At 54.9% G+C, this 22,206-nt stretch carries 17 protein-coding genes, 2 tRNA genes and 4 rRNA genes; 1 reads left to right on the forward strand and 22 read right to left on the reverse strand.

Annotation, left to right across the window (positions count from 1 at the left end):
• Nucleotides 1–3: 3 nt before the first annotated feature.
• From QMG27_RS11480 to QMG27_RS11555, 16 genes are all read right to left on the reverse strand, one after another.
• Nucleotides 4–417: a YchJ family metal-binding protein gene (locus QMG27_RS11480; RefSeq protein WP_281811449.1), complete on the reverse strand. Its 414-nt coding sequence runs from the start codon at nucleotides 415–417 to the stop codon at nucleotides 4–6.
• On the reverse strand, nucleotides 417–1,547 hold the full coding sequence (locus QMG27_RS11485; protein ID WP_281811451.1) for an acyl-CoA dehydrogenase family protein: 1,131 nt from the start codon (nucleotides 1,545–1,547) through the stop codon (nucleotides 417–419). Before QMG27_RS11485 ends, QMG27_RS11480 begins: the two co-directional genes overlap by 1 nt.
• A 36-nt stretch (nucleotides 1,548–1,583) precedes the next feature.
• Nucleotides 1,584–2,249, reverse strand: a complete 666-nt coding sequence (locus QMG27_RS11490; protein WP_281811452.1) for an SDR family oxidoreductase — start codon at nucleotides 2,247–2,249, stop codon at nucleotides 1,584–1,586.
• A gap of 5 nt (nucleotides 2,250–2,254) precedes the next feature.
• A complete protein-coding gene (locus QMG27_RS11495) occupies nucleotides 2,255–3,445 on the reverse strand; it encodes an acetyl-CoA C-acyltransferase (protein ID WP_281811454.1) in 1,191 nt (396 codons plus the stop codon).
• A 40-nt stretch (nucleotides 3,446–3,485) separates the two neighbouring features.
• Nucleotides 3,486–4,139 (reverse strand): carbonate dehydratase, encoded by a 654-nt coding sequence (gene can, locus QMG27_RS11500; protein WP_281811456.1) that lies wholly within the window; start codon nucleotides 4,137–4,139, stop codon nucleotides 3,486–3,488.
• A 76-nt stretch (nucleotides 4,140–4,215) separates the two neighbouring features.
• Nucleotides 4,216–5,397, reverse strand: coding sequence for an isovaleryl-CoA dehydrogenase (locus QMG27_RS11505; RefSeq protein WP_281811458.1), 1,182 nt, complete (start codon nucleotides 5,395–5,397; stop codon nucleotides 4,216–4,218).
• 21 nt (nucleotides 5,398–5,418) lie between these two features.
• On the reverse strand, nucleotides 5,419–5,868 hold the full coding sequence (locus tag QMG27_RS11510; RefSeq protein ID WP_281811460.1) for a PaaI family thioesterase: 450 nt from the start codon (nucleotides 5,866–5,868) through the stop codon (nucleotides 5,419–5,421).
• A complete protein-coding gene (locus QMG27_RS11515) occupies nucleotides 5,865–6,296 on the reverse strand; it encodes a MerR family DNA-binding transcriptional regulator (RefSeq protein ID WP_281811462.1) in 432 nt (143 codons plus the stop codon). The genes QMG27_RS11510 and QMG27_RS11515 overlap by 4 nt, the downstream gene beginning before the upstream one ends.
• A gap of 59 nt (nucleotides 6,297–6,355) precedes the next feature.
• Nucleotides 6,356–7,423: a SprT family zinc-dependent metalloprotease gene (locus tag QMG27_RS11520; RefSeq protein WP_281811464.1), complete on the reverse strand. Its 1,068-nt coding sequence runs from the start codon at nucleotides 7,421–7,423 to the stop codon at nucleotides 6,356–6,358.
• 10 nt (nucleotides 7,424–7,433) lie between these two features.
• Nucleotides 7,434–8,180 (reverse strand): lysophospholipid acyltransferase family protein, encoded by a 747-nt coding sequence (locus QMG27_RS11525; protein WP_281814646.1) that lies wholly within the window; start codon nucleotides 8,178–8,180, stop codon nucleotides 7,434–7,436.
• The gene (gene gmhB, locus QMG27_RS11530) at nucleotides 8,180–8,746 is read right to left on the reverse strand and encodes a D-glycero-beta-D-manno-heptose 1,7-bisphosphate 7-phosphatase (protein WP_281811466.1); all 567 of its coding nucleotides are present in this window, start codon (nucleotides 8,744–8,746) and stop codon (nucleotides 8,180–8,182) included. Before gmhB ends, QMG27_RS11525 begins: the two co-directional genes overlap by 1 nt.
• 15 nt (nucleotides 8,747–8,761) lie before the next feature.
• Entirely contained in the window at nucleotides 8,762–10,891 is a 2,130-nt protein-coding gene (gene glyS, locus QMG27_RS11535; protein ID WP_281811468.1) for a glycine--tRNA ligase subunit beta, read from the reverse strand.
• An 18-nt stretch (nucleotides 10,892–10,909) separates the two neighbouring features.
• Nucleotides 10,910–11,815, reverse strand: coding sequence for a glycine--tRNA ligase subunit alpha (gene glyQ, locus QMG27_RS11540; protein WP_281811470.1), 906 nt, complete (start codon nucleotides 11,813–11,815; stop codon nucleotides 10,910–10,912).
• Between the two features lie 64 nt (nucleotides 11,816–11,879).
• Nucleotides 11,880–13,514: an apolipoprotein N-acyltransferase gene (gene lnt, locus QMG27_RS11545; protein WP_281811472.1), complete on the reverse strand. Its 1,635-nt coding sequence runs from the start codon at nucleotides 13,512–13,514 to the stop codon at nucleotides 11,880–11,882.
• Between the two features lie 3 nt (nucleotides 13,515–13,517).
• Nucleotides 13,518–14,240 (reverse strand): CBS domain-containing protein, encoded by a 723-nt coding sequence (locus QMG27_RS11550; protein WP_281811474.1) that lies wholly within the window; start codon nucleotides 14,238–14,240, stop codon nucleotides 13,518–13,520.
• A gap of 230 nt (nucleotides 14,241–14,470) precedes the next feature.
• Nucleotides 14,471–15,223 carry a GNAT family N-acetyltransferase gene (locus tag QMG27_RS11555; RefSeq protein WP_281811476.1) on the reverse strand — a complete coding sequence of 251 codons (753 nt, stop codon included), beginning with the start codon at nucleotides 15,221–15,223 and terminating at the stop codon, nucleotides 14,471–14,473.
• A 127-nt stretch (nucleotides 15,224–15,350) separates the two neighbouring features.
• On the opposite strand from QMG27_RS11555, the gene QMG27_RS11560 reads away from it, so the two are divergent.
• On the forward strand, nucleotides 15,351–16,268 hold the full coding sequence (locus QMG27_RS11560) for an MBL fold metallo-hydrolase (RefSeq protein WP_281811478.1): 918 nt from the start codon (nucleotides 15,351–15,353) through the stop codon (nucleotides 16,266–16,268).
• 57 nt (nucleotides 16,269–16,325) lie between these two features.
• Here QMG27_RS11560 and rrf (QMG27_RS11565) read toward each other — a convergent pair.
• The 6 genes from rrf (QMG27_RS11565) to rrf (QMG27_RS11590) all read right to left on the reverse strand — a co-directional run bounded on the left by rrf (QMG27_RS11565) (nucleotide 16,326) and on the right by rrf (QMG27_RS11590) (nucleotide 22,085).
• A 5S ribosomal RNA gene (rrf, locus tag QMG27_RS11565) occupies nucleotides 16,326–16,438 on the reverse strand.
• Nucleotides 16,439–16,569: 131 nt separating this feature from the next.
• A 23S ribosomal RNA gene (locus QMG27_RS11570) occupies nucleotides 16,570–19,446 on the reverse strand.
• 352 nt (nucleotides 19,447–19,798) lie between these two features.
• Nucleotides 19,799–19,874 (reverse strand) — tRNA-Ala (locus tag QMG27_RS11575).
• Between the two features lie 19 nt (nucleotides 19,875–19,893).
• Nucleotides 19,894–19,970 (reverse strand) — tRNA-Ile (locus QMG27_RS11580).
• A gap of 100 nt (nucleotides 19,971–20,070) precedes the next feature.
• Nucleotides 20,071–21,605 (reverse strand): 16S ribosomal RNA (locus QMG27_RS11585).
• A gap of 367 nt (nucleotides 21,606–21,972) precedes the next feature.
• A 5S ribosomal RNA gene (gene rrf / locus QMG27_RS11590) occupies nucleotides 21,973–22,085 on the reverse strand.
• The 16S, 23S and 5S rRNA genes sit together here with 2 tRNA genes alongside, the layout of an rRNA operon.
• Nucleotides 22,086–22,206 lie beyond the last annotated feature (121 nt).

The following is a 22,206-nucleotide window of genomic DNA, read 5'->3' on the forward strand; positions in this document are numbered from 1 at the left end:
TTATCAGGACTGATCGCCATCCACGTAGTACCAACGCCCGTCTTCACGCACAAAGCGGCTGCGCTCTTGCAGGCGCACGGCTTTGCCTTGCACACGGTAGCGAGCAACAAAATCCACCTCGGCGGTGTCTGCACCCGTGGCCTTGTGTTCACGCACCTCTAGCCCTAACCATTTGGTGGCTTCATCAAAGTCAAGCGACGCGGGGCGTGTGCTGGGGTGCCAGGTGGTCAGAAGATAGTCGGCACGTTCCAACACAAAGGCGCTGTAGCGCGAGCGCATGAGGTGCTCGGCATCGGGCGCGGGCGCATCGCCGAAGTGGTCGACATAACGGCCACAGCAATCGGCGTAGGCTGCTGGGCGTTTCTTGGCATCCACGCGCCCGCAGGGGCAAGCTGCTGAGGCGCTCATGTGCGCCATCAAGCCAACGCGCGTTGGATGATGATTTTTTGCACGTCGCTGGTGCCTTCGTAAATTTGGCACACGCGCACATCGCGGTAGATGCGCTCCACGGGGAAGTCGCTCACCACGCCGTAGCCACCCAAGGTTTGAATGGCAACGCTGCACACTTTCTCGGCCGTTTCGCTGGCAAAGAGTTTGGCCATGGCGGCTTCTTTCAAGCAGGGCAAGCCCGCGTCGCGCAAGGTGGCGGCGTGGTACATGAGTTGACGTGCGGCTTCGAGTTGCGTGGCGCACTCGGCCAAGCGAAAGCCCACGGCTTGGTGGTTGAAGATGGCAGTGCCAAAGCTCACACGGTCTTTGCTGTATTGCAAGGCCACGTCAAACGCGCTGCGGGCCATGCCAATGCTTTGCGCGGCAATGCCAATGCGCCCGCCTTCCAAAGCAGACAGGGCAATTTTGTAGCCCTCGCCCTCTGCGCCAATCAGGTTTTCGGCAGGGATGCGGCAGTTGTCAAAGTTGATTTGCGCGGTGTCGCTGCTGTGTTGGCCGAGCTTGTCTTCCAAACGGGCCACGTGGTAGCCGGGTGCGTTGGTGGGCACGATGAAAGCGCTCATGCCTTTCTTGCCCGCGCCTTTGTCGGTCACGGCGATGACGATAGCCACATGGCCGTTTTTGCCGCTGGTGATGAATTGCTTCACACCGTTGATGACGTATTCGTCACCCTCTTTGGTGGCGGTGGTGCGCAACGCAGAAGCGTCAGAGCCGACGTGTGGCTCGGTCAAACAGAACGCGCCAAGCATGTGGCCTTGCGCGAGTTCGGTGAGCCATTTCTTTTTCTGCGCGTCGTTGCCGTAGCGCATGAGGATGGCGTTCACAGGGCAGTTGGTCACGCTGATGGCGGTGCTCACGCCGCCGTCTCCTGCGGCGATTTCTTCCAACACCAAGGCGAGGGTGAGGTAGTCCAAGCCTGCGCCACCCAACTCTTCGGGCACACAAATGCCGTAGGCGCCAAGCGCGGCCAAGCCTTTGTGCACCTCGTGCGGGAAGGTGCTGTCTTTATCCCACTGCGCGGCATGGGGCCAAATTTCTTGCTGGGCAAAGTCGCGCACGGCGTCTCGAATCATGGTTTGGTCGGGGGTGAGCAACATGGCTGTGTCCGTTTTAAAGTAAAGGGGTAAGCAGCCTCACCACGCAATGGTGCTGCCGTCAAAAGACAAAAACTGGCCCGCGTGTTCGGGCGTGAGATGCGCGAGCGTGTGGCGTATGCCCGTGACCGACTGCTCGACGGTGAGCGTGGCATTGGCCCCGCCCATGTCGGTTTGCACCCAGCCGGGGTGCAGCGCCACGATGCGCGCTTTGGGGTAAGCGGGTTGTGCGGTGCGCACCACCATGTTGAGCGCGGCTTTGCTGATGCGGTACAGCGCCGCATCGCTGCTGCGTGTGCCTTGCAAGCTGCCCATGACGCTGCTGACAAAGGCCAGCACGCCGTTGGCGTCTTCCACCTTGGTGGCGATTTGCGGCAAGGCCATCATGGCGCCCATGACGTTGGTGTGCATCACGCGGTCAAAGGCTTGCTGCGTGGGCGCCGCGTCGATGCTGGCGTGGTCGATGACGCCAGCCACATACAAAGCGACGTCAATTTTTTCGCCATCGAGCATCCAGTCGAGGCCGCTCACGCTCATGGGGCTGGCCACATCCACGCGCAAGGCTTGGGCGCCCAAACTTTTGAGCAAGGCCAAGCCGGCCTCGTCACGCGCGGTGGCAATGACGCGCCAGCCCTCAGCGAGGTACTGACGCACCAGCTCTAGGCCAATGCCACGTGACGCGCCGATGACGAGGGCGGTGTGCATTCAGCTCACACGAGTTCGAGTGCGACAGCCGTGCCTTCACCGCCGCCAATGCACAAGGTGGCCACGCCTTTTTTGAGGCCACGTGCTTTGAGCGCGTGAATGAGCGTGACCATGATGCGCGCGCCCGATGCGCCAATGGGGTGACCCAAGGCACAGGCGCCGCCGTTGACGTTCACCTTGTCGTGCGGGACTTTGAGGTCGTGCATGAGGGCCATGGGCACCACGGCAAAGGCTTCGTTGACTTCCCACAGGTCCACGTCTTCCACTTTCCAGCCGGCTTTGGCCAAGGCTTTTTCGGTGGCTCCCACGGGGGCGGTGGCAAACCACTCAGGCTCTTGCGCGTGGGTGGCGTGGCTGACGATGCGCGCCAGTGGCTTGCAGCCCAATTTCTTGGCGGTGCTTTCGCGCATCAACACCATGGCGGCTGCGCCGTCGTTGATGGACGAGCTAGAGGCCGCAGTGACGGTGCCGTCTTTTTTGAACGCGGGTTTGAGCGAGGTGATTTTGTCGAGCTTGACTTTGCCAGGGCCTTCGTCAATCGACACCACGGTTTCGCCTGCGCGGGTTTTGACGGTGACGGGTGTGATTTCGGCTTGGAATGCACCCGACTCAATGGCAGCCTTGGCACGTTGCACGCTGGCGGTGGCAAACGCGTCTTGCGCTTCGCGTGTGAAGTTGTATTTGGCCGCGCAGTCTTCACCAAAGGTGCCCATACTGCGACCGGGTTCGTAGGCGTCTTCCAAGCCGTCGAGCATCATGTGATCGTAAATTTTGTCGTGGCCCAAGCGGTAGCCGCCACGGCCTTTGAGCACGAGGTAGGGGGCGTTGGTCATGCTTTCCATGCCACCAGCCACCAACACGTCGTGCGTGCCAGCCAACAGCATGTCGTTGGCAAACATGGCAGCACGCATGCCCGAGCCACACATCTTCGACAACGTGACCGCGCCAGCACTCTTAGGCAAGCCGCCTTTGAACGCCGCTTGGCGTGCAGGGGCTTGGCCTTGGCCGGCCATCAAACAGTTGCCAAACAAAACTTCGGTCACCAGCTCAGGCGAAATGCCTGCGCGTTCGACGGCGGCTTTGATGGCGGCGCCACCCAAGTCGTGAGCCGAGAGGCTAGAAAAGTCGCCCTGAAAGCTGCCCATGGGCGTGCGTGCAGCGCTGACGATGACAACGGGGTCTGCGTGAGTGGTCATGTGAAAAGTCTCCTTGAGTTGAATCAATCACGCAGGTGGCTTAGCCCCCGCGTGGGTAACGTTTGAGTGCGTTGCGGAACACATCCATCACCTCACCGGCGTGGCTCATGCTCACGCCCAGGTCTTTGGCAATGCCGTCTTTGAGGCCGTAGCACCAGCCGTGCACCGACACTTTTTGGCCACGGGCCCAAGCGTCTTGCAGCACATTGCTCAGCGCGACGTTGCCCACTTGTTCGATGACGTTCATCTCGCACAACACGTCTTCTTGCACGGGCACGGGCAAGTGGTCGATGCGGCGACGATGGCGAATCTTCACGTCGTGCACATGGCGCAACCAGTTGTCGGCCAAGCCCACACGCGCACCGCGCAAGGTAGCCAGCACACCACCGCAACCGTAGTGGCCCACCACCAAGATGTGCTCGACCTTCAAGAAGTCGACCGCATATTGAATGACAGACAGCGCATTCAAGTCAGAGTGCACCACCACGTTGGCGATGTTGCGATGCACAAACACCTCGCCTGGCTCCAAGCCCGTGATTTGGTTGGCAGGCACACGACTGTCCGAGCAACCAATCCACAAATACTTGGGGTTTTGTTGGTGCGACAGGTGCGAGAAGAAGCCGGGCTGCTCGCGCTCCATGCGCAAGGCCCACTCGCGGTTGTTGTCAAAAAGGTGTTGCAGTGAATGTGGCATGTGTTATTTCCCCCTCGTAGCCAGTTGAAGGCGTGTTGAACCTATCCGGCCCTCATGCTACGTGGGGCGGGATACCCTACATTGTCTCGGCAAACAGCTCGCGGCCAATCAACATGCGGCGAATTTCGCTGGTGCCTGCGCCGATTTCGTACAGCTTGGCATCGCGCCACAAACGGCCCAATGGGTATTCGTTGATGTAGCCGTTGCCACCAAAAATTTGCACGCCTTCGCCGGCCATCCATGTGGCTTTTTCAGCGGTCCACAAAATGACGGACGCGCAGTCTTTGCGCACTTGGCGCACATGGTCGGCGCCGAGCATGTCGAGATTTTTGGCCACGGTGTAGGCAAAGCTGCGTGCGGCTTGCAGCACGGTGTACATGTCGGCCACTTTGCCTTGGATGAGTTGAAACTCACCAATGCTTTGGCCAAACTGCTTGCGGTCGTGGATGTAGGGGATGACGTTGTCCATCACCGATTGCATGATGCCCAGAGGGCCGCCGGTGAGCACGGCGCGTTCGTAGTCCAAACCGCTCATCAACACTTTGGCGCCCATGTTGAGGCCGCCCAAAATATTTTCAGCTGGCACCTCGACGTTTTGAAACACCAGTTCGCCGGTGTGGCTGCCGCGCATGCCGAGCTTGTCGAGCTTTTGCGCGATGCTGAAACCCTTCATGCCCTTCTCAATCAAAAAGGCGGTGACGCCACGTGCGCCAAGTTCGGGTTCGGTTTTGGCGTAGACCACCAAGGTGTCGGCGTCGGGGCCGTTGGTGATCCACATCTTGTTGCCGTTGAGCAAGTAGTAGCCGCCTTTGTCTTCGGCCTTCAACTTCATGCTGATGACGTCAGAGCCTGCGCCGGGTTCGGACATGGCCAAAGCGCCCACGTGTTCGCCGCTGATGAGTTTGGGCAAGTACTTGGCGCGTTGCGCGTCGTTGCCGTTGCGTTTGATTTGGTTCACGCACAAATTGCTGTGCGCGCCGTAGGAGAGGCCCACGCTGGCTGAGGCGCGTGAAATTTCTTCCATCGCCACCATGTGTGCGAGGTAGCCCATGTTGGCGCCGCCGTACTCTTCGCCCACGGTGATGCCGAGCACGCCCAAGTCGCCCATCTTGCGCCACAGGTCCATGGGGAACTGGTCGTCGTGGTCGATCTGCGCAGCGCGGGGTGCGATTTCGGCTTGCGCAAATTCGCGCACGGCGTCGCGCAAGGCGTCGATGTCTTCGCCGAGTTGGAAGTTGAGTCCGGGCATGTTGTGCATGTGTGTCTCCTGAGAGTTGTCTTAGTAGGTTTTGTTGACGGTGGCGAGGGTTTGCTGCATCAAAGCGCAAGGCGATTCGCCACCGTCGTCATTCAAATGCACCACCTCGGCGGTGGTGATGATGAGGCGCTTGCCCGCACGCACCACATGGCCGCGTGCGCGCAATTCGCCGCCCGAGAAAGCGGCGAGGAAGTTGATCTTGTATTCGACGGTGGTGACCTCTTGGCCATCTGCCGCTAGGGTCAATCCAGCGTAGCCCGCAGCAATGTCGGCCAACGCGCCCATGGCGCCGCCGTGGTAGCCGCCTTGTTGTTGGGTGACGCGCTCGGAGTACGGCAAGGCGATTTCAACTTCACCAGGCGCCACCGACACGATGCGTGCACCGAGGTGCTGCATCATGCCTTGGCGCACAAAGCTGGCTTCGATGCGGGCGTGTAAATGAGGGTGTGCGGGTGCAGCAGCGGCTGTCATACCTTGCTCGCTTTCGCAGGCTTGGTGGTTTTGACAGGCTTCTCACCTTGCTTGGCTAGCAAGGTGCGCGCTTCTTTTTCGTGGGCTTTGACCTCGTCGAGGTTGGCTTGAATCTCGGCCATTTGCGCTTCGAGTTCACGCTTGTGCGCATCGAGCACGACCAAAAACTTTTGCAGCTGCGGACCGGTGTCGCGCGGGCTGTCGTACATGTCGATCAGGTCTTTGGCCTCGGTCAGCGACAAGCCCAAACGCTTGGCGCGCAAGGTGAGCTTCAAGCGCGTGCGGTCGCGGTGGCTGTACACGCGGTTGCGCCCGCCAGGGCCAGAGCGCTCGGGCTGTAACAGGCCCATGTCTTCGTAAAAACGAATGGCTCGCGTGGTGAGGTCAAACTCACGCGCTAGATCGCTGATGGAATAGGTGGTGGCCATGATTTCTTGTTTACGTTTACGTAAACGTCAATTATGGCGATTTTTTTCCAAATTCCAAGTCAAGACCACGGGGGTAAGGGTTCATCCTTAAGAACACGTCGGCGCTGGGCATAGTCGGGCATGACGCTTTGCACGGTTTCCCAAAACCGCGGGCTGTGGTCCATCACACGCAAATGGCTGAGCTCATGGGCCACGACGTAGTCGATCACGTCACGCTTGTGGTGCACCAAGCGCCAGTTCAGCCGAATGGCCCCGTTGGCACTGGCGCTGCCCCATCGCGTGGCAGCGCTGCTGAGTGACACCTTGTGCCATTGCACGCCCAACTGCGGCGCGAAGTGGTTGAGCCGCTCCACAAACAAAGCTTTGGCTTGACGCATGAGCCATGCCTGCACAGCATCGCGGATTTGTTGGGGCTCGGCGTTGAGCGGAAGGCCAAGACGCAAGGTATGTAGCAAGGGCGCAGCGGCTTGCACACTGTCTTGAGTGCCGGTATCCGCACAGACAGAGCGCACATCGCCACCGTGCAGCGACTGTGCAGGCTCAAACTGTGCACTGTTCTTTTTAAGCGTGCTGCTTGAGTCAAGCACCACTTTCAGCTGGTCGCCCAAATACGGCAACACCACACCATCTGCCCACACGATGCGCGCGGCGCCGAGTTGCTGTTGACGCTCTTGCATCTCGACCAACTTGCGCGCAATCCAATCGGCTTTTTCGCGCAGGGCAGATTCCACTTCACCTAATGTGACCCAACGCGGAGCACTCACCTCTAGGCCGTCTGGGCCAATCGCCATGCCAATAGTGCGGCGCTTGCCGCGCCGAAAGGCATACGCCACATCGGTCGTGCCGAGTTGGATACGGCGTGTGGCGCGAGGGTGGGCATAGTGAGCCTTGGGCAATACCTGCCCCAGTGGTTCCGACGGCATGTGTGGGCCATGCAGCGCAGGCACTTGCGGTAAGGCGTTGGCATCGCGGTGCAAGCCGCCCATCAAGCCTTGCGGCTTGAGTCGCTTGGGTTGTCGAGGCTGGCGTTTTTGGGGGTTGGGTCGCTTGTCTGCGCCAAGCCCCTGCAGGGCTTTGGTAGTCGCCCCATCGAACATGTCGAGCACGAGTTGCAAGAAGCGGCTCATGCGCGTGCGCTCAGTGTTGGCCGGTGTAGGCCTCAGGGTCGAGGCGGTGCATTTCGGCTTCGATCCAGGTTTCAACTTCGCGCATCAGCTCGTCGGCATCACGGCCCGCACTGGGAATGGGTTTACCAATCGAGACATCCACCACGCCAGGGGTTTTGATGAAGGCTCTGCGTGGCCAGCATTTGGCCGAAGTCACTGCCACAGGAATGACCGGCGCCCCCGTGGCAATGGCCAAGCGTGTGCCGCCTGTTTTGTAGCTGCCGCGCTCGCCACGTGGAATGCGCGTACCTTCGGGGAACATGATGACCCACACACCTCTGTCAAGCAAAGCCTGCCCCTGCTCCACCACTTTGGCAAAAGCCTTGGCGCGTTGGCTGCGGTCGATGTGAATCATGTCCAAACTGCCGATAGACCACCCGAAAAACGGCACGTACAACAGTTCTTTTTTGAACACGTAGGCCAAGGGGTGCGGCATGATGGCCGGCATCAAAAACGTTTCGTACGTGGACTGATGCTTGACCAACAAAATGGCGGGGCTGGTTTCACCCACGGGCAAGTTGTCTTGGCCTTGCACCTCGTAGCGAATGCCCATGATGACGCGCGCTGCATCGATGCTGAGGGTGAGCCACTTTTGTGCAATGGCATAACGCACATTGCCTTTGGCGCCCAGCAAACGCGCCACCAAAATGGCCAAGGTGTACGGGATGATCGTGACGAACATGAACGCCATGTGCAGCGTTGAACGAAGCATAGGCATCATGCGTGGGCTCCTGACTGAGATAACAACCAGTCGGCAAATGCACCCAGGTCATCGTGGGCCAGAGTGCCTTGGGGGAAGTCTGCTGGCAGAGGTTGGCCCTTTAGCTTTTCGCCTTTGCCTGTGTGCACCAAGTGCGTGGCGCAACCGACAGCAGCGCCTGCTTGCAAGTCGCGCAGCGAATCGCCTACGGTGTGCACGCCTGTGATGTCCATGCCGTAGCGCTCGCCGATTTGCTCATACAGGCCAGGCAAGGGCTTGCGGCAGTTGCATGTTTCTTCTGGGCTGTGTGGGCAGTAAAACACGGCGTCAATGCGACCACCCACAGCAGCCAAGAGCTTGTGCATCTTGGTATGCATGGCGTTCAGCGCAGCCACATCAAACAAGCCACGACCCAAACCAGATTGGTTGGATGCCACCACCACACGCCAGCCAGCGTGGTTCAAACGCGCAATCGCTTCGAGTGCACCAGGCAACGGAATCCACTCGTCAGCCGACTTGACATAGTCGTCGCTGTCGCAGTTGATGGTGCCGTCGCGGTCGAGGATGACGAGTTTGGTTTGCATGACTGGGCTTTGGCTTTAAGACGCGAGGGCTGACAAATCAGCCACGCGGTTCATGGCTTCGTGCAGTTTCTTCAGCATGCCTTGGCGGTTCAAGCGCAAGTCCATCTCTTCGGCGTTGACCATGACGTCGTCAAAGAACGCATCCACAGGCGAACGCAAAGCAGCCAACGTTTGCAAAGAAGCGGTGTAGTCGCCCGCATTGAACTGCGCCTCAGATTCGGGCAGCAGCTTTTGCATCACGGCATACAAAGCTTGCTCGGCGTCTTCTTTGAACAAGGCGGTGTTGACGTGTGCATCGACCTCGCCAGCTTTTTTGAGCACGTTGCCGATGCGTTTGTTGGCGGCAGCCAAAGCAGAAGCTTCGGGCAAAGTGGCGAAAGCGCGGACAGCGGTGAGGCGTTTGGCCACATCGCTCAAGCGCTGTGGGCGCAAGGCCAACACGGCTTCGACTTCTTGCGCAGAATAGCCTTGCTCGCGCAGGCTGCCGGAGAGTCGGTCGTAAATAAACGAAGACAAAGCCGCAGCAGGGTCAGTGATTTTGTCGCCAAAGGCGGGAATGGCTTGTGCAATCAGTGCGTCCAAGGCTACATCCAAATTGGCTTCGCTCAACATGCGTACCACACCCAAAGCGTGACGACGCAAAGCGAATGGGTCTTTGTCACCCGTTGGCAAATTACCAATGCCAAACATACCCACCAAGGTCTCTAACTTATCGGCCAATGCCACCACAACACCTACAGTGTTGCGTGGCAATTCGTCGCCCGCGAAGCGAGGTTTGTAATGGTCTTCAATGGCTTCGGCCACGTCGTTGCTCAAGCCATCGTGACGTGCGTAATAGCCACCCATGATGCCCTGCAACTCAGGGAACTCACCCACCATGTCGGTCAGCAAATCGGTTTTGGCCAGCTGTGCAGCGGCGTCAACGGCTTTCACGAAAGCAGCGTCTTTGGCTTGTGGCAACAAAGCGGCAATCCCTTTGGCGATGGCGCGCACGCGGTCGGTGCGCTCACCTTGGGTGCCAAGTTTGTTGTGGTACACGACCTTGGCCAAGCCCTCCACGCGCGAGGCGAGTGTCTTTTTGCGGTCTTGGTCAAAGAAAAATTTGGCATCAGCCAGACGGGGACGCACCACGCGTTCGTTGCCACCGATCACGGCAGATGCATCATCAGGCGTGATGTTGCTGACCACCAAGAACTTGTTGGTGAGCTTGCCTGCTGCATCGAGCAATGGGAAATATTTTTGGTTGGCCTTCATCGTGAGGATGAGGCACTCTTGCGGCACGTCGAGAAATTGTTTTTCAAACTCGCACACCAACACGTTGGGGCGTTCGACGAGCGCAGTCACTTCATCGAGCAATGCTGCATCTTCGATCGCCTTCACGCCACCGCCGACCTTGGCGGCTGCAGCTTCGAGTTGACGTGCAATCTCAGCGCGGCGCTCAGTGAAGCTCGCGATGACGGCGCCGTCTTTGGCGAGTGTCGCTGCGTACACATCGGCGTTGGCCAAGACCACGGGCGACACACGAGCTTCAAAGCGGTGGCCTTGTGTGCTGTTGCCAGCAGTCAAGCCCAAAGCCTTCACAGGGACCACGGTGCTGCCATGCAAAGCCACCAAGCTGTGCGCGGGGCGCACAAAGTTGACGCTGCTCCAGCCAGGCAATTCGCAATCGGTTTCGAGCTGGTAGCTCATCACTTTGGGGATCGGCAATTTGGCGATGGCTTCGCTCAATGCTTTTTGCAGACCATCGGTCAAGCTCGCGCCTTTGACGATGCTGTCGTAGAACAAGGCTTCTGCTTTGCCATCGGGAGCGCGTTTGAGTTGCGCCACAGCCTCGGGGCCTGCGCCCAAGGCTTGCAGTTTTTTCAGCAAGGCGGGTGTGGCGTTGCCGCTGGCGTCCACGCCCACGGTGACGGGCATGAGTTTTTGCTGCACGGCTTTGTCAGCGGCCAGTGCCGACACGGCTGTGATGTGTGCAGCCAAACGACGTGGCGAAGCGTAAGCAGTGACGGCGGAGTTAGCCGCAGTCAAGCCCTGGGCTTTGAGTTGATCAAACAGCACGCTTGAAAATGCGTCGCCGAGTTTTTGCAAAGCCTTAGGAGGCAACTCTTCCACGAAGAGTTCGATGAGTAGGTTTTGTGTGGTCATGTTCTTATCGTCCTACGCTCAAGCGGCCTTCTTCGGAATTTGCTCAACCCATTCACGCGGAGCCATGGGGAAGCCCAAGCGTTCGCGGCTCTCGTAATAGCTTTGCGCCACGGCGCGTGCCAAGTTACGGATACGGCCGATGTAGGCCGCACGCTCGGTCACGCTGATCGCACCACGCGCGTCGAGCAAGTTGAAGGTGTGCGCGGCTTTGAGCACTTGCTCGTAAGCGGGCAATGCGAGTTGCGCGCCCATGAGGTGCTGTGCTTGTTTTTCGTGCGCCCCAAAAGCTGTGAACAAGAACTCGGCATCGCTGTGCTCGAAGTTGTAGGTGGATTGCTCCACTTCGTTTTGCTTGTACACGTCGCCATACGTCAAGCCATCGGTCCATTGCAAGTTGTAGACGTTGTCCACACCTTGCAGGTACATGGCCAAACGCTCTAAGCCATAAGTGATTTCGCCGGTGATGGGCTTGCAGTCAATGCCGCCCACTTGTTGGAAGTACGTGAACTGCGTGACTTCCATGCCGTTGAGCCAAACTTCCCAGCCCAAGCCCCATGCGCCCAGAGTTGGGTTTTCCCAATCATCTTCGACGAAGCGGATGTCGTTTTTCTTGAGGTCAAAGCCGAGGGCTTCGAGGGAGCCCAGATACAGCTCCAAGATGTTGCTGGGCGCGGGCTTCAACACCACTTGGTATTGGTAGTAGTGCTGCAAGCGGTTGGGGTTCTCGCCGTAGCGGCCATCTTTGGGGCGGCGGCTGGGTTGCACATAGGCGGCCTTCCATGGCTCTGGGCCTAAAGCGCGCAAGAACGTAGCGGTGTGTGAGGTGCCCGCACCGACCTCCATGTCGATGGGTTGCAACAAGGCGCAGCCTTGCTCGGCCCAGTAGGACTGGAGTTTGAGAATGATTTGTTGAAAAGTCAGCATGCAAAGTGGCCAGCATGCGCTGGCAATTTAAGCTGCAGGTCAATACGCCCGCAAACCTCTGATTTTACGGGCCGAAACGCCTCTGGCCGTGGCGAGCTGCATGCGATTGGGCTGCCACGATCAAGAGGGTGAACAGGGCCAGTCCTGCCAATGGCCAAAGCCCCCATACAGACACCCAGCGGGCGTAGGGTGTCACGGGTCCATGCACGCCATGAACCTCCGCAGTGAGCGCCCCTTGGACAGCACTGGGTAAGCGCTGCGTGACTTCGCCTTTGGCGTTGATGATGGCCGTGGCCCCTGTGTTTGTGGCGCGCAGCATGGGGCGGCCTAGTTCTAGGGCGCGCATGCGCGAGATGTGTAGATGCTGATCAATAGCTACGGTGTCGCCGAACCACGCGATGTTGCTGAGGTTGACCATGATGGTGGGAGCTTTGTCAGGATCGGCAAAGCTACGAGCCAACTCTTCGCCAAACAAATCTTCATAGCAAATATTGGGAGCGATGCGCTCACCTTTGAACACCAAACTAGGCTGCGCCACATCACCTCTGGTGAAGTCTCCCAACGGGATGTTCATCATGCGCACAAACCATTGGAAGAGTGGTGGCACAAATTCGCCAAAGGGCACCAAGTGGTGCTTGTCGTATTGGTAGCTGGCTGTGGATGCAGGGGTCGCTTGCGGCATCAGTGCAACGGCTGAATTGCTGTACTGCAGTTGGCCTTGTGTGGTGCGCATAGCTGCAGGCATCCCAATGAGTGCTGCTTGCTGTCCTTTGCTGTAGTGAGACTCTAGCTCATGCCAATAACGATCGGGGATTTGTTGCTGGATCAGCGGAAGTGCGGTTTCTGGTGTGACCGTGAGGTCACTTGTGCTTAGCAGCAACGCGGTTCGGTAGCTGTTGAGCGCTTGGCTCACGCCTTCGCCGAACTTCAAATCTTGCGCGATATTGCCCTGCAACAAGGTCACACTGAATGGACGACTTGAAAAAGTTTCTCTCTGATCGTCATGAGTGGGCGATGCCAACCAGGCGCAGCTAAGGCTGATCAGCACGGTGAACGTCACCACTTGAGCTTTCCATGATTTGCTGATTTGCACATCTTTTCGACAGGCGATAACCATGGCGATGAATGCGCTGATGCCACACAAACCATAGACACCAAACCAAGGTGCCCAGTGTCTTAAAACGCCATCTACATGGGCATATCCCACTGCCCCCCAAGGAAAGCCAGTCCACAGCGTGCCCCGCACCATTTCTGCGAGCATCCACACACACGCAAAAGCGCTTGCTCGAGCCATGAGACCCACACCTTGCTGACACACCCGAACATAGAGCACGCCGGCCAAGCCGTAGATCAATGCCAACCCGGCAGCCAGCGACACCACAGCCATCGCTGCCAATATCGCAGACAAGCCACCGTAACGATACATTGAGATGTAAAGCCACCATATGCAGCCCAAGAGCCAAGCAAATGCAAACAGCCACGTGATCAAAAATGCTTGCTTGTTGTTGCAACTGCGATCGAGGTGCCAAGCTACCGCCAACATACTTAGGCATTGCAGCCAGCCTTGGGCTCGCCCTTGCATTTCCCCATCAAATGGCCACGCCAGCGACACGGCTTGTAGGCACCCCGCCATCACTAGCATCAATGCGAGTGCCCATGTCAGCGCACCAACTTGTCTCTCGGCTTGGGTTGGATGCATGCTCTAAGCTGGGGTTTTCTCAACGGGCAAAGGATAAACCTTGAACCACTTCACCGCGCCACCACGGGTGTGTAGCACCTCAAAACGTAGTGGGCTTAAATCAAAATATTCACCACGTTTGGGCACATGCCCCATTGCATGAGCGATGAGGCCGCCTATGGTGTCGAAATGCGCATCGTCAGCACCTTCGATGTTCCCGACATCTAGCGCTGTAGAAAACGCTTCACCAACTCGCTCCAGCGAGGCATCACCACTGACGCGGTAAGTTTGATCTGCCAAAGCAAAGATGTCGCCGACATCGTCTTGACTGTCGAACTCATCTTCAATGTCACCCACAATTTGTTCGAGCACATCCTCAATGGTGATAAGTCCAGCGATTCGTCCAAACTCATCAACTACTATAGCTAGGTGGTTGCGTGTGTTTCGAAATTCACGCAGTAAATCATTCAAACCCTTGCTTTCTGGCACAAACACGGGGGGACGCAGCAAGGTGCGGATATTTAATTCTGGTGCACGTTGCAACTTGAGCAAGTCTTTTGCCAACAAGATACCAACGAGATTGTCTCGCGTGCCCTCGTAAACTGGAAAGCGTGAGTGCCCTGTATCAATCACTTGGTGAAGTGTTTCCTCCATCGGCGCCTCAAGTTGTATGAGGTCCATACGCGGCGCCGCCACCATGACTTGGCCTGCTGTGAGGTCAGCCATGCGAAGAACGCCTTCAAGCATGACGCGACTCTCCGCCCCAATGACTTGGTTGTCTTCTGCCTCTGAGAGAGCGTCTAGTAACTCTTCCCGTGAATCTGGGCCAGGGTGTATGAACTCAATTAAGCGCTGCCAATAGGTACGCTTGTCTTGCTTTTCGTTGTCTCGAGATTGCGGGGGTATCACAGTGGGGCAGCACGGGCTGCGAGAGTCTCACAAGCCCTTAGCATAGCCCATGTCAATGCGCACCTGCTTTACTCTGCCGCTTGGTGGCGTGCGTTACGTACACCCTGTCGAATTTCTTGTACTTTAGCCAAAAAATTCCAAAAACGTTTGGCATCTTCTTTGATGCTGTAGTTGGTTTTGGCATACTGATCGGCGACAAACTCGGTGACGCGGCTATCGAGGTCACGTTTTGGCAGGCTCAAATACGCCTCTGTTTCCGACCCATCTCGTTCAATTTTGGCGCCGCCATTACGGGCGATCCGAATCATGGGCGCGTTTTCACTCAAGGCATGGATGTACATTTGGTACACCTTTTCATTGCGCGCATGTATGACCGCACGCTCAAATAAACGTGCGCCATAACCACGTCCACGCGCATGTGCAGAGACTGAAACACCAAACTCTGAATTGGGCGCGTGTCCCTCATGTCGAATCAAGGCCAGATGAGCCATGGCGATGATTTCTAAATCTGTATTAAAAATGCCGTAGATTTCATCGCGATCAAAATTCAAGTTGTTCACATATTGCTGAATCTGTGCATCAGTGGCTGCGTAGCCAAAGCGCAAATATCGATCTCGCTCTGACAAACCCTGTAAATGCCATAGGATTTGCGGCAAATGCTCTGATGACAGTGGCGCAATTGGAACCAGCGCCCCTTCCGTTTTACGCAGCTGCTCTTGAGCGGCCCCTGTCAGGCGTAGCATATGACGTCCCCCTTCCAGGGTGGTTTTGGCGATAGTTTCTACGAGAGTCATGTTTGCATTATACGGGTTTTCCCTCATTCTTGCATTAATCTGACAACATACGAACATTACGCTTAATTTCTGGTTGTAACTCTGCTTACAACTTTATGAGTGCAGTTGATGTGTACCTGTCAAAATCGAATGCCATTAATAGGTTGGGATCAATATGCACAGGTTACCTGCAGGCGTTGTTTTTTTTGAGAGAGGTTGGCTGTCATCTAATAACGTATTAATTTCGGATGAGGAACAGGCAGTTCTGGTAGACACTGGCTATTGGACGCATGCCAAGCAGACGCATGCGTTGGTTACATCGCACCTTGGGACGCGGCGGCTCAGTGGAATTCTCAACACGCATTTACACAGCGATCATTGCGGTGGTAACGCTTACTTTCAAGCCATTGATCCAAGCATAGAGACCTATATTCCACCTGGGCATGCAAATTATGTAGATGCATGGAATCCAGCGGCATTGACTTACATCCCGACGGGACAACACTGCCCAGCGTTTTTCAAGACCCATGTGTTGAAGGATGGTGATACTTTTCTTATTGGTTCTAATGAGTGGCGGGTTCACGCTGCCCCCGGGCATGATCCACACTCCGTGGTGATTTTTAACAAAGCAAACGGGATTTTGATTTCCGCTGATGCACTATGGGAAAACGGCTTCGGCGTTGTGTTTCCTGAAATCGAAGGTTTGTCTGCCTTTGATGAGGTAGGCCAAACCTTGAAGCTAATTGAAGGCCTCGAACCGAAACTTATCTTGCCCGGCCATGGCGGGCTTTTTGATGATGTTACTGGCGCATTGGCACGCGCATGGAGCCGATTAAAACAGTTTCGAAATGCGCCTGATAAACATGCAATTTATGCTGCCAAAGTGTTGTTGAAATTCAAATTGCTCGAGTTTCAAAAAATACCATTTGATGATTTTCTAGCTTGGGCACAAGCCACCCGATATTTGGGTTTGTTGCACGAAGCGTATGGGAAAGAACTCACCTTCGAAAACTGGGTTGTTGGTTTGTGTAAAGACTTAGAAAAAAGTGGCGCATGTACTCTCCAAGACGCACATATCTTTAATACAAATTAAGAGACCAAAAAACAAAAACCCCCACTCGAATGAGCGGGGGTTTTTGAGGCTGTAAGAGCCTGACGATGTCCTACTTTCACACGGGAATCCGCACTATCATCGGCGCTAAGTCGTTTCACGGTCCTGTTCGGGATGGGAAGGAGTGGTACCAACTTGCTATGGTCATCAGGCATAACTTGTTGTCACCTTGACTGGGTCAAGGCAACGAATTCATAGAGTGATATCAGATTTATTTTGAATGCGTCACTTGGCATAACTTCCTTGATCACAACAAACCAGTTAAGGTTTCGATCAAAGTTATAGGGTCAAGCCGCACGAGCAATTAGTATCAGTTAGCTTAACGTATTACTACGCTTCCACACCTGACCTATCAACGTCCTGGTCTTGAACGACTCTTTAGGGGGCTCAAGGCCCCGGCAGATCTCATCTTGAAACGAGTTTCCCGCTTAGATGCTTTCAGCGGTTATCTCTTCCACACATAGCTACTCGGCAATGCCACTGGCGTGACAACCGATACACCAGAGGTGTGTCCACTCCGGTCCTCTCGTACTAGGAGCAGGCTTCCTCAAATCTGCAGCGCCCACGGAAGATAGGGACCAAACTGTCTCACGACGTTTTAAACCCAGCTCACGTACCTCTTTAAATGGCGAACAGCCATACCCTTGGGACCGGCTACAGCCCCAGGATGAGATGAGCCGACATCGAGGTGCCAAACACCGCCGTCGATATGAACTCTTGGGCGGTATCAGCCTGTTATCCCCAGAGTACCTTTTATCCGTTGAGCGATGGCCCTTCCATACAGAACCACCGGATCACTATGTCCTACTTTCGTATCTGCTCGACTTGTCAGTCTCGCAGTTAAGCACGCTTATGCCATTGCACTATTATCACGATGTCCGACCGTAACTAGCGTACCTTCGAACTCCTCCGTTACGCTTTGGGAGGAGACCGCCCCAGTCAAACTGCCTACCATGCACTGTCCCCGATCCAGATAATGGACCTAGGTTAGAACCTCAAACGCACCAGGGTGGTATTTCAACGTCGGCTCCACCGAGACTAGCGTCCCGGCTTCAAAGCCTCCCACCTATCCTACACAGATCCGTTCAAAATCCAATACAAAGCTACAGTAAAGGTTCATGGGGTCTTTCCGTCTTTCCGCGGGGAGATTGCATCATCACAAACATTTCAACTTCGCTGAGTCTCAGGAGGAGACAGTGTGGCCATCGTTACGCCATTCGTGCAGGTCGGAACTTACCCGACAAGGAATTTCGCTACCTTAGGACCGTTATAGTTACGGCCGCCGTTTACTGGGACTTCAATCAAGAGCTTGCACCCCATCATTTAATCTTCCAGCACCGGGCAGGCGTCACACCCTATACGTCCACTTTCGTGTTTGCAGAGTGCTGTGTTTTTATTAAACAGTCGCAGCCACCGATTCTCTGAGGCCTCATTCTGCTCCCCTTGTACAGGTTCACATACTAAAGGCACACCTTCTTCCGAAGTTACGGTGTCAATTTGCCGAGTTCCTTCTCCTGAGTTCTCTCAAGCGCCTTAGAATACTCATCTCGCGCACCAGTGTCGGTTTGCGGTACGGTCGTGTGTAGCTGAAGCTTAGTGGCTTTTCCTGGAAGCAGGGTATCACTCACTTCGGATGCAAGCATCCTCGTTATCACCCCTCATCTAAGCCCGGCGGATTTACCTACCAGGCACGACTACAGGCTTGAACAGACATATCCAACAGTCTGCTGAGCTAACCTTCTCCGTCCCCACATCGCACTACACATCGGTACAGGAATATTTACCTGTTTCCCATCAACTACGCATCTCTGCCTCGCCTTAGGGGCCGACTTACTCTACGCCGATGAACGTTGCGTAGAAAACCTTGCGCTTACGGCGAGGGGGCTTTTCACCCCCTTTAACGCTACTCATGTCAGCATTCGCACTTCTGATACCTCCAGCATGCTTTACAACACACCTTCACAGGCTTACAGAACGCTCTCCTACCACTTGCAATAAATTGCAAATCCGCAGCTTCGGTAACTGGCTTAGCCCCGTTACATCTTCCGCGCAGGACGACTCGATCAGTGAGCTATTACGCTTTCTTTAAATGATGGCTGCTTCTAAGCCAACATCCTGACTGTTTTAGCCTTCCCACTTCGTTTCCCACTTAGCCAATTTTAGGGACCTTAGCTGGCGGTCTGGGTTGTTTCCCTCTTGAGTCCGGACGTTAGCACCCGGTGCTCTGTCTCCCAAGCTGTACTCTGCGGTATTCGGAGTTTGCATTGGTTTGGTAAGTCGCCATGACCCCCTAGCCAAAACAGTGCTCTACCCCCGCAGGTAATACTTGAGGCACTACCTAAATAGTTTTCGGAGAGAACCAGCTATTTCCAAGTTTGTTTAGCCTTTCACCCCTATCCACAGGTCATCCGCTAATTTTGCAACATTAGTCGGTTCGGACCTCCAGTACCTGTTACGGCACCTTCATCCTGCCCATGGATAGATCACTTGGTTTCGGGTCTACACCCAGCGACTAATTCGCCCTATTCGGACTCGATTTCTCTACGGCTTCCCTATTCGGTTAACCTTGCCACTGAATGTAAGTCGCTGACCCATTATACAAAAGGTACGCAGTCACCCTTGCGGGCTCCTACTTTTTGTAAGCATACGGTTTCAGGATCTATTTCACTCCCCTCCCGGGGTTCTTTTCGCCTTTCCCTCACGGTACTAGTTCACTATCGGTCAATGATGAGTATTTAGCCTTGGAGGATGGTCCCCCCATATTCAGACAGGATTACACGTGTCCCGCCCTACTTGTCGCTAGCTTAGTACCACACAGGTCTTTTCACGTACGGGGCTATCACCCTCTATAGCCGACCTTTCCAGATCGTTCCGTTAAGTCTTGTGTTATCACTAGCAGGCTTCTCCGATTTCGCTCGCCACTACTTTCGGAATCTCGGTTGATGTCTTTTCCTCGAGCTACTGAGATGTTTCAGTTCACCCGGTTCGCCTCCTGCAGCTATGTATTCACTGCAGGATTCCCTTGCGGGAAGGTTTCCCCATTCAGAAATCTCCGGATCAAAGCTTATTTGCCAGCTCCCCGAAGCTTATCGCAGGCTATCACGTCTTTCGTCGCCTATCATTGCCAAGGCATCCACCATATGCTCTTAGTCACTTGACCCTATAACTTTGACGCCTCTTTCGAGATCAAAATTGTTTTCAAGGACTGATTTGACAGGTCTCTCACCTGTCGCGTTATGCCGTAATGTGAATAAACTTCGATATTTCTATCGAGAGAATTATTCGTCATTACTGAATTTCAAAAATGTCTTTCAACATCGTTGAATATTCGTTTTGACGCAATCAAAAATGTTACTAGCGGCACGGTCTGCACTAAACCTTTACGAATGTGCAGTTTCCGCTAGTAACTCTGATATCTACTCTATGAATTTTTAATGAACAGCCTAGTTAATCAATCAATATCGATCAACAACAAAAAAGCCTCAATAGAAGCCGCTTTGTTGTTGAATGAATGGTGGAGGATGACGGGATCGAACCGACGACCCCCTGCTTGCAAAGCAGGTGCTCTCCCAGCTGAGCTAATCCCCCAATGAATCACTTAGACGTTTGGTGGGTCTGGTTGGAATCGAACCAACGACCCCTGCGTTATCAACACAGTGCTCTAACCAACTGAGCTACAGACCCAAGCCGGTCGCGACCAACTCAGCAAACCCGAGCTCAATCGACGACAACCTTCAAAACAACCGATAAGTGTGGACGTTCAATTTAGATTGCAGTTTTCCAGAAAGGAGGTGATCCAGCCGCACCTTCCGATACGGCTACCTTGTTACGACTTCACCCCAGTCACGAACCCTGCCGTGGTAATCGCCCTCCTTGCGGTTAGGCTAACTACTTCTGGCAGAACCCGCTCCCATGGTGTGACGGGCGGTGTGTACAAGACCCGGGAACGTATTCACCGTGACATTCTGATCCACGATTACTAGCGATTCCGACTTCACGCAGTCGAGTTGCAGACTGCGATCCGGACTACGACTGGTTTTATGGGATTAGCTCCCCCTCGCGGGTTGGCAACCCTTTGTACCAGCCATTGTATGACGTGTGTAGCCCCACCTATAAGGGCCATGAGGACTTGACGTCATCCCCACCTTCCTCCGGTTTGTCACCGGCAGTCTCATTAGAGTGCCCAACTAAATGTAGCAACTAATGACAAGGGTTGCGCTCGTTGCGGGACTTAACCCAACATCTCACGACACGAGCTGACGACAGCCATGCAGCACCTGTGTGCAGGTTCTCTTTCGAGCACCAAACCATCTCTGGTAAGTTCCTGCCATGTCAAAGGTGGGTAAGGTTTTTCGCGTTGCATCGAATTAAACCACATCATCCACCGCTTGTGCGGGTCCCCGTCAATTCCTTTGAGTTTCAACCTTGCGGCCGTACTCCCCAGGCGGTCAACTTCACGCGTTAGCTTCGTTACTGAGTCAGTGAAGACCCAACAACCAGTTGACATCGTTTAGGGCGTGGACTACCAGGGTATCTAATCCTGTTTGCTCCCCACGCTTTCGTGCATGAGCGTCAGTACAGGCCCAGGGGATTGCCTTCGCCATCGGTGTTCCTCCGCATATCTACGCATTTCACTGCTACACGCGGAATTCCATCCCCCTCTGCCGTACTCCAGCTATGCAGTCACAAAGGCAGTTCCCAGGTTGAGCCCGGGGATTTCACCTCTGTCTTACATAACCGCCTGCGCACGCTTTACGCCCAGTAATTCCGATTAACGCTTGCACCCTACGTATTACCGCGGCTGCTGGCACGTAGTTAGCCGGTGCTTATTCTTACAGTACCGTCATGAGCCCCTAGTATTAATAGAGACCTTTTCGTTCTGTACAAAAGCAGTTTACAACCCGAAGGCCTTCGTCCTGCACGCGGAATGGCTGGATCAGACTTGCGTCCATTGTCCAAAATTCCCCACTGCTGCCTCCCGTAGGAGTCTGGGCCGTGTCTCAGTCCCAGTGTGGCTGGTCGTCCTCTCAGACCAGCTACAGATCGTCGGCTTGGTGAGCCTTTACCTCACCAACTACCTAATCTGATATCGGCCGCTCCAATCGCGCGAGGTCTTGCGATCCCCCGCTTTCATCCGTAGATCGTATGCGGTATTAGCGTAATTTTCACTACGTTATCCCCCACGACTGGGCACGTTCCGATATATTACTCACCCGTTCGCCACTCGCCACCAGACCGAAGTCCGTGCTGCCGTTCGACTTGCATGTGTAAAGCATTCCGCCAGCGTTCAATCTGAGCCAGGATCAAACTCTATAGTTCGATCTTGATATTTTTTCGCTCTTTCGAGCAACTCATAAATTGGAATCGACGTGATTTTCTTTGACGAATTTCACATCGTTTTACTTCATGAGCGTTTGTTAGCTAAAAAGCTAAGTTCCTAAAGAACTTGGCAATCACCATCAAACGCCCACGCTTATCGGCTGTATGTTTTTAATGAACCACCCAATCTCTTGAGTAAGACCGCTGCGATCAGCGAAGCTTTGCAGTATAGCACATCTAAGCGCCACTTTGCAAATGTTTGGAGATTTTTCGTTCAGAAGAATCTCCAAACATCTCTACCCTTAGGTAGAGAGCTTGGGAACAAAAACCCCCACTCGAATGAGCGGGGGTTTTTGAGGCTGTAAGAGCCTGACGATGTCCTACTTTCACACGGGAATCCGCACTATCATCGGCGCTAAGTCGTTTCACGGTCCTGTTCGGGATGGGAAGGAGTGGTACCAACTTGCTATGGTCATCAGGCATAACTTGTTGTCACCTTGACTGGGTCAAGGCAACGAATTCATAGAGTGATATCAGATTTATTTTGAATGCGTCACTTGGCATAACTTCCTTGATCACAACAAACCAGTTAAGGTTTCGA

Source organism: Limnohabitans sp. MORI2, from assembly GCF_027925025.1.
GTDB lineage: Bacteria > Pseudomonadota > Gammaproteobacteria > Burkholderiales > Burkholderiaceae_C > Limnohabitans.

Excerpts from the sequence above, each read along its gene's own strand:
- glyQ (WP_281811470.1), bottom strand. The coding sequence starts at position 11,815 with ATGCTGACTTTTCAACAAATCATTCTCAAACTCCAGTCCTACTGGGCC.
- QMG27_RS11480 (WP_281811449.1), bottom strand. The coding sequence starts at position 417 with ATGGCGCACATGAGCGCCTCAGCAGCTTGCCCCTGCGGGCGCGTGGAT.
- lnt (WP_281811472.1), bottom strand. The coding sequence starts at position 13,514 with ATGCATCCAACCCAAGCCGAGAGACAAGTTGGTGCGCTGACATGGGCA.
- gmhB (WP_281811466.1), bottom strand. The coding sequence starts at position 8,746 with ATGCAAACCAAACTCGTCATCCTCGACCGCGACGGCACCATCAACTGC.
- QMG27_RS11555 (WP_281811476.1), bottom strand. The coding sequence starts at position 15,223 with ATGAGGGAAAACCCGTATAATGCAAACATGACTCTCGTAGAAACTATC.
- QMG27_RS11550 (WP_281811474.1), bottom strand. The coding sequence starts at position 14,240 with ATGCTTGAAGGCGTTCTTCGCATGGCTGACCTCACAGCAGGCCAAGTC.
- QMG27_RS11525 (WP_281814646.1), bottom strand. The coding sequence starts at position 8,180 with ATGCCTATGCTTCGTTCAACGCTGCACATGGCGTTCATGTTCGTCACG.
- QMG27_RS11490 (WP_281811452.1), bottom strand. The coding sequence starts at position 2,249 with ATGCACACCGCCCTCGTCATCGGCGCGTCACGTGGCATTGGCCTAGAG.
- QMG27_RS11485 (WP_281811451.1), bottom strand. The coding sequence starts at position 1,547 with ATGTTGCTCACCCCCGACCAAACCATGATTCGAGACGCCGTGCGCGAC.
- QMG27_RS11520 (WP_281811464.1), bottom strand. The coding sequence starts at position 7,423 with ATGAGCCGCTTCTTGCAACTCGTGCTCGACATGTTCGATGGGGCGACT.
- QMG27_RS11510 (WP_281811460.1), bottom strand. The coding sequence starts at position 5,868 with ATGACAGCCGCTGCTGCACCCGCACACCCTCATTTACACGCCCGCATC.
- QMG27_RS11515 (WP_281811462.1), bottom strand. The coding sequence starts at position 6,296 with ATGGCCACCACCTATTCCATCAGCGATCTAGCGCGTGAGTTTGACCTC.
- can (WP_281811456.1), bottom strand. The coding sequence starts at position 4,139 with ATGCCACATTCACTGCAACACCTTTTTGACAACAACCGCGAGTGGGCC.
- glyS (WP_281811468.1), bottom strand. The coding sequence starts at position 10,891 with ATGACCACACAAAACCTACTCATCGAACTCTTCGTGGAAGAGTTGCCT.
- QMG27_RS11505 (WP_281811458.1), bottom strand. The coding sequence starts at position 5,397 with ATGCACAACATGCCCGGACTCAACTTCCAACTCGGCGAAGACATCGAC.
- QMG27_RS11560 (WP_281811478.1), top strand. The coding sequence starts at position 15,351 with ATGCACAGGTTACCTGCAGGCGTTGTTTTTTTTGAGAGAGGTTGGCTG.
- QMG27_RS11495 (WP_281811454.1), bottom strand. The coding sequence starts at position 3,445 with ATGACCACTCACGCAGACCCCGTTGTCATCGTCAGCGCTGCACGCACG.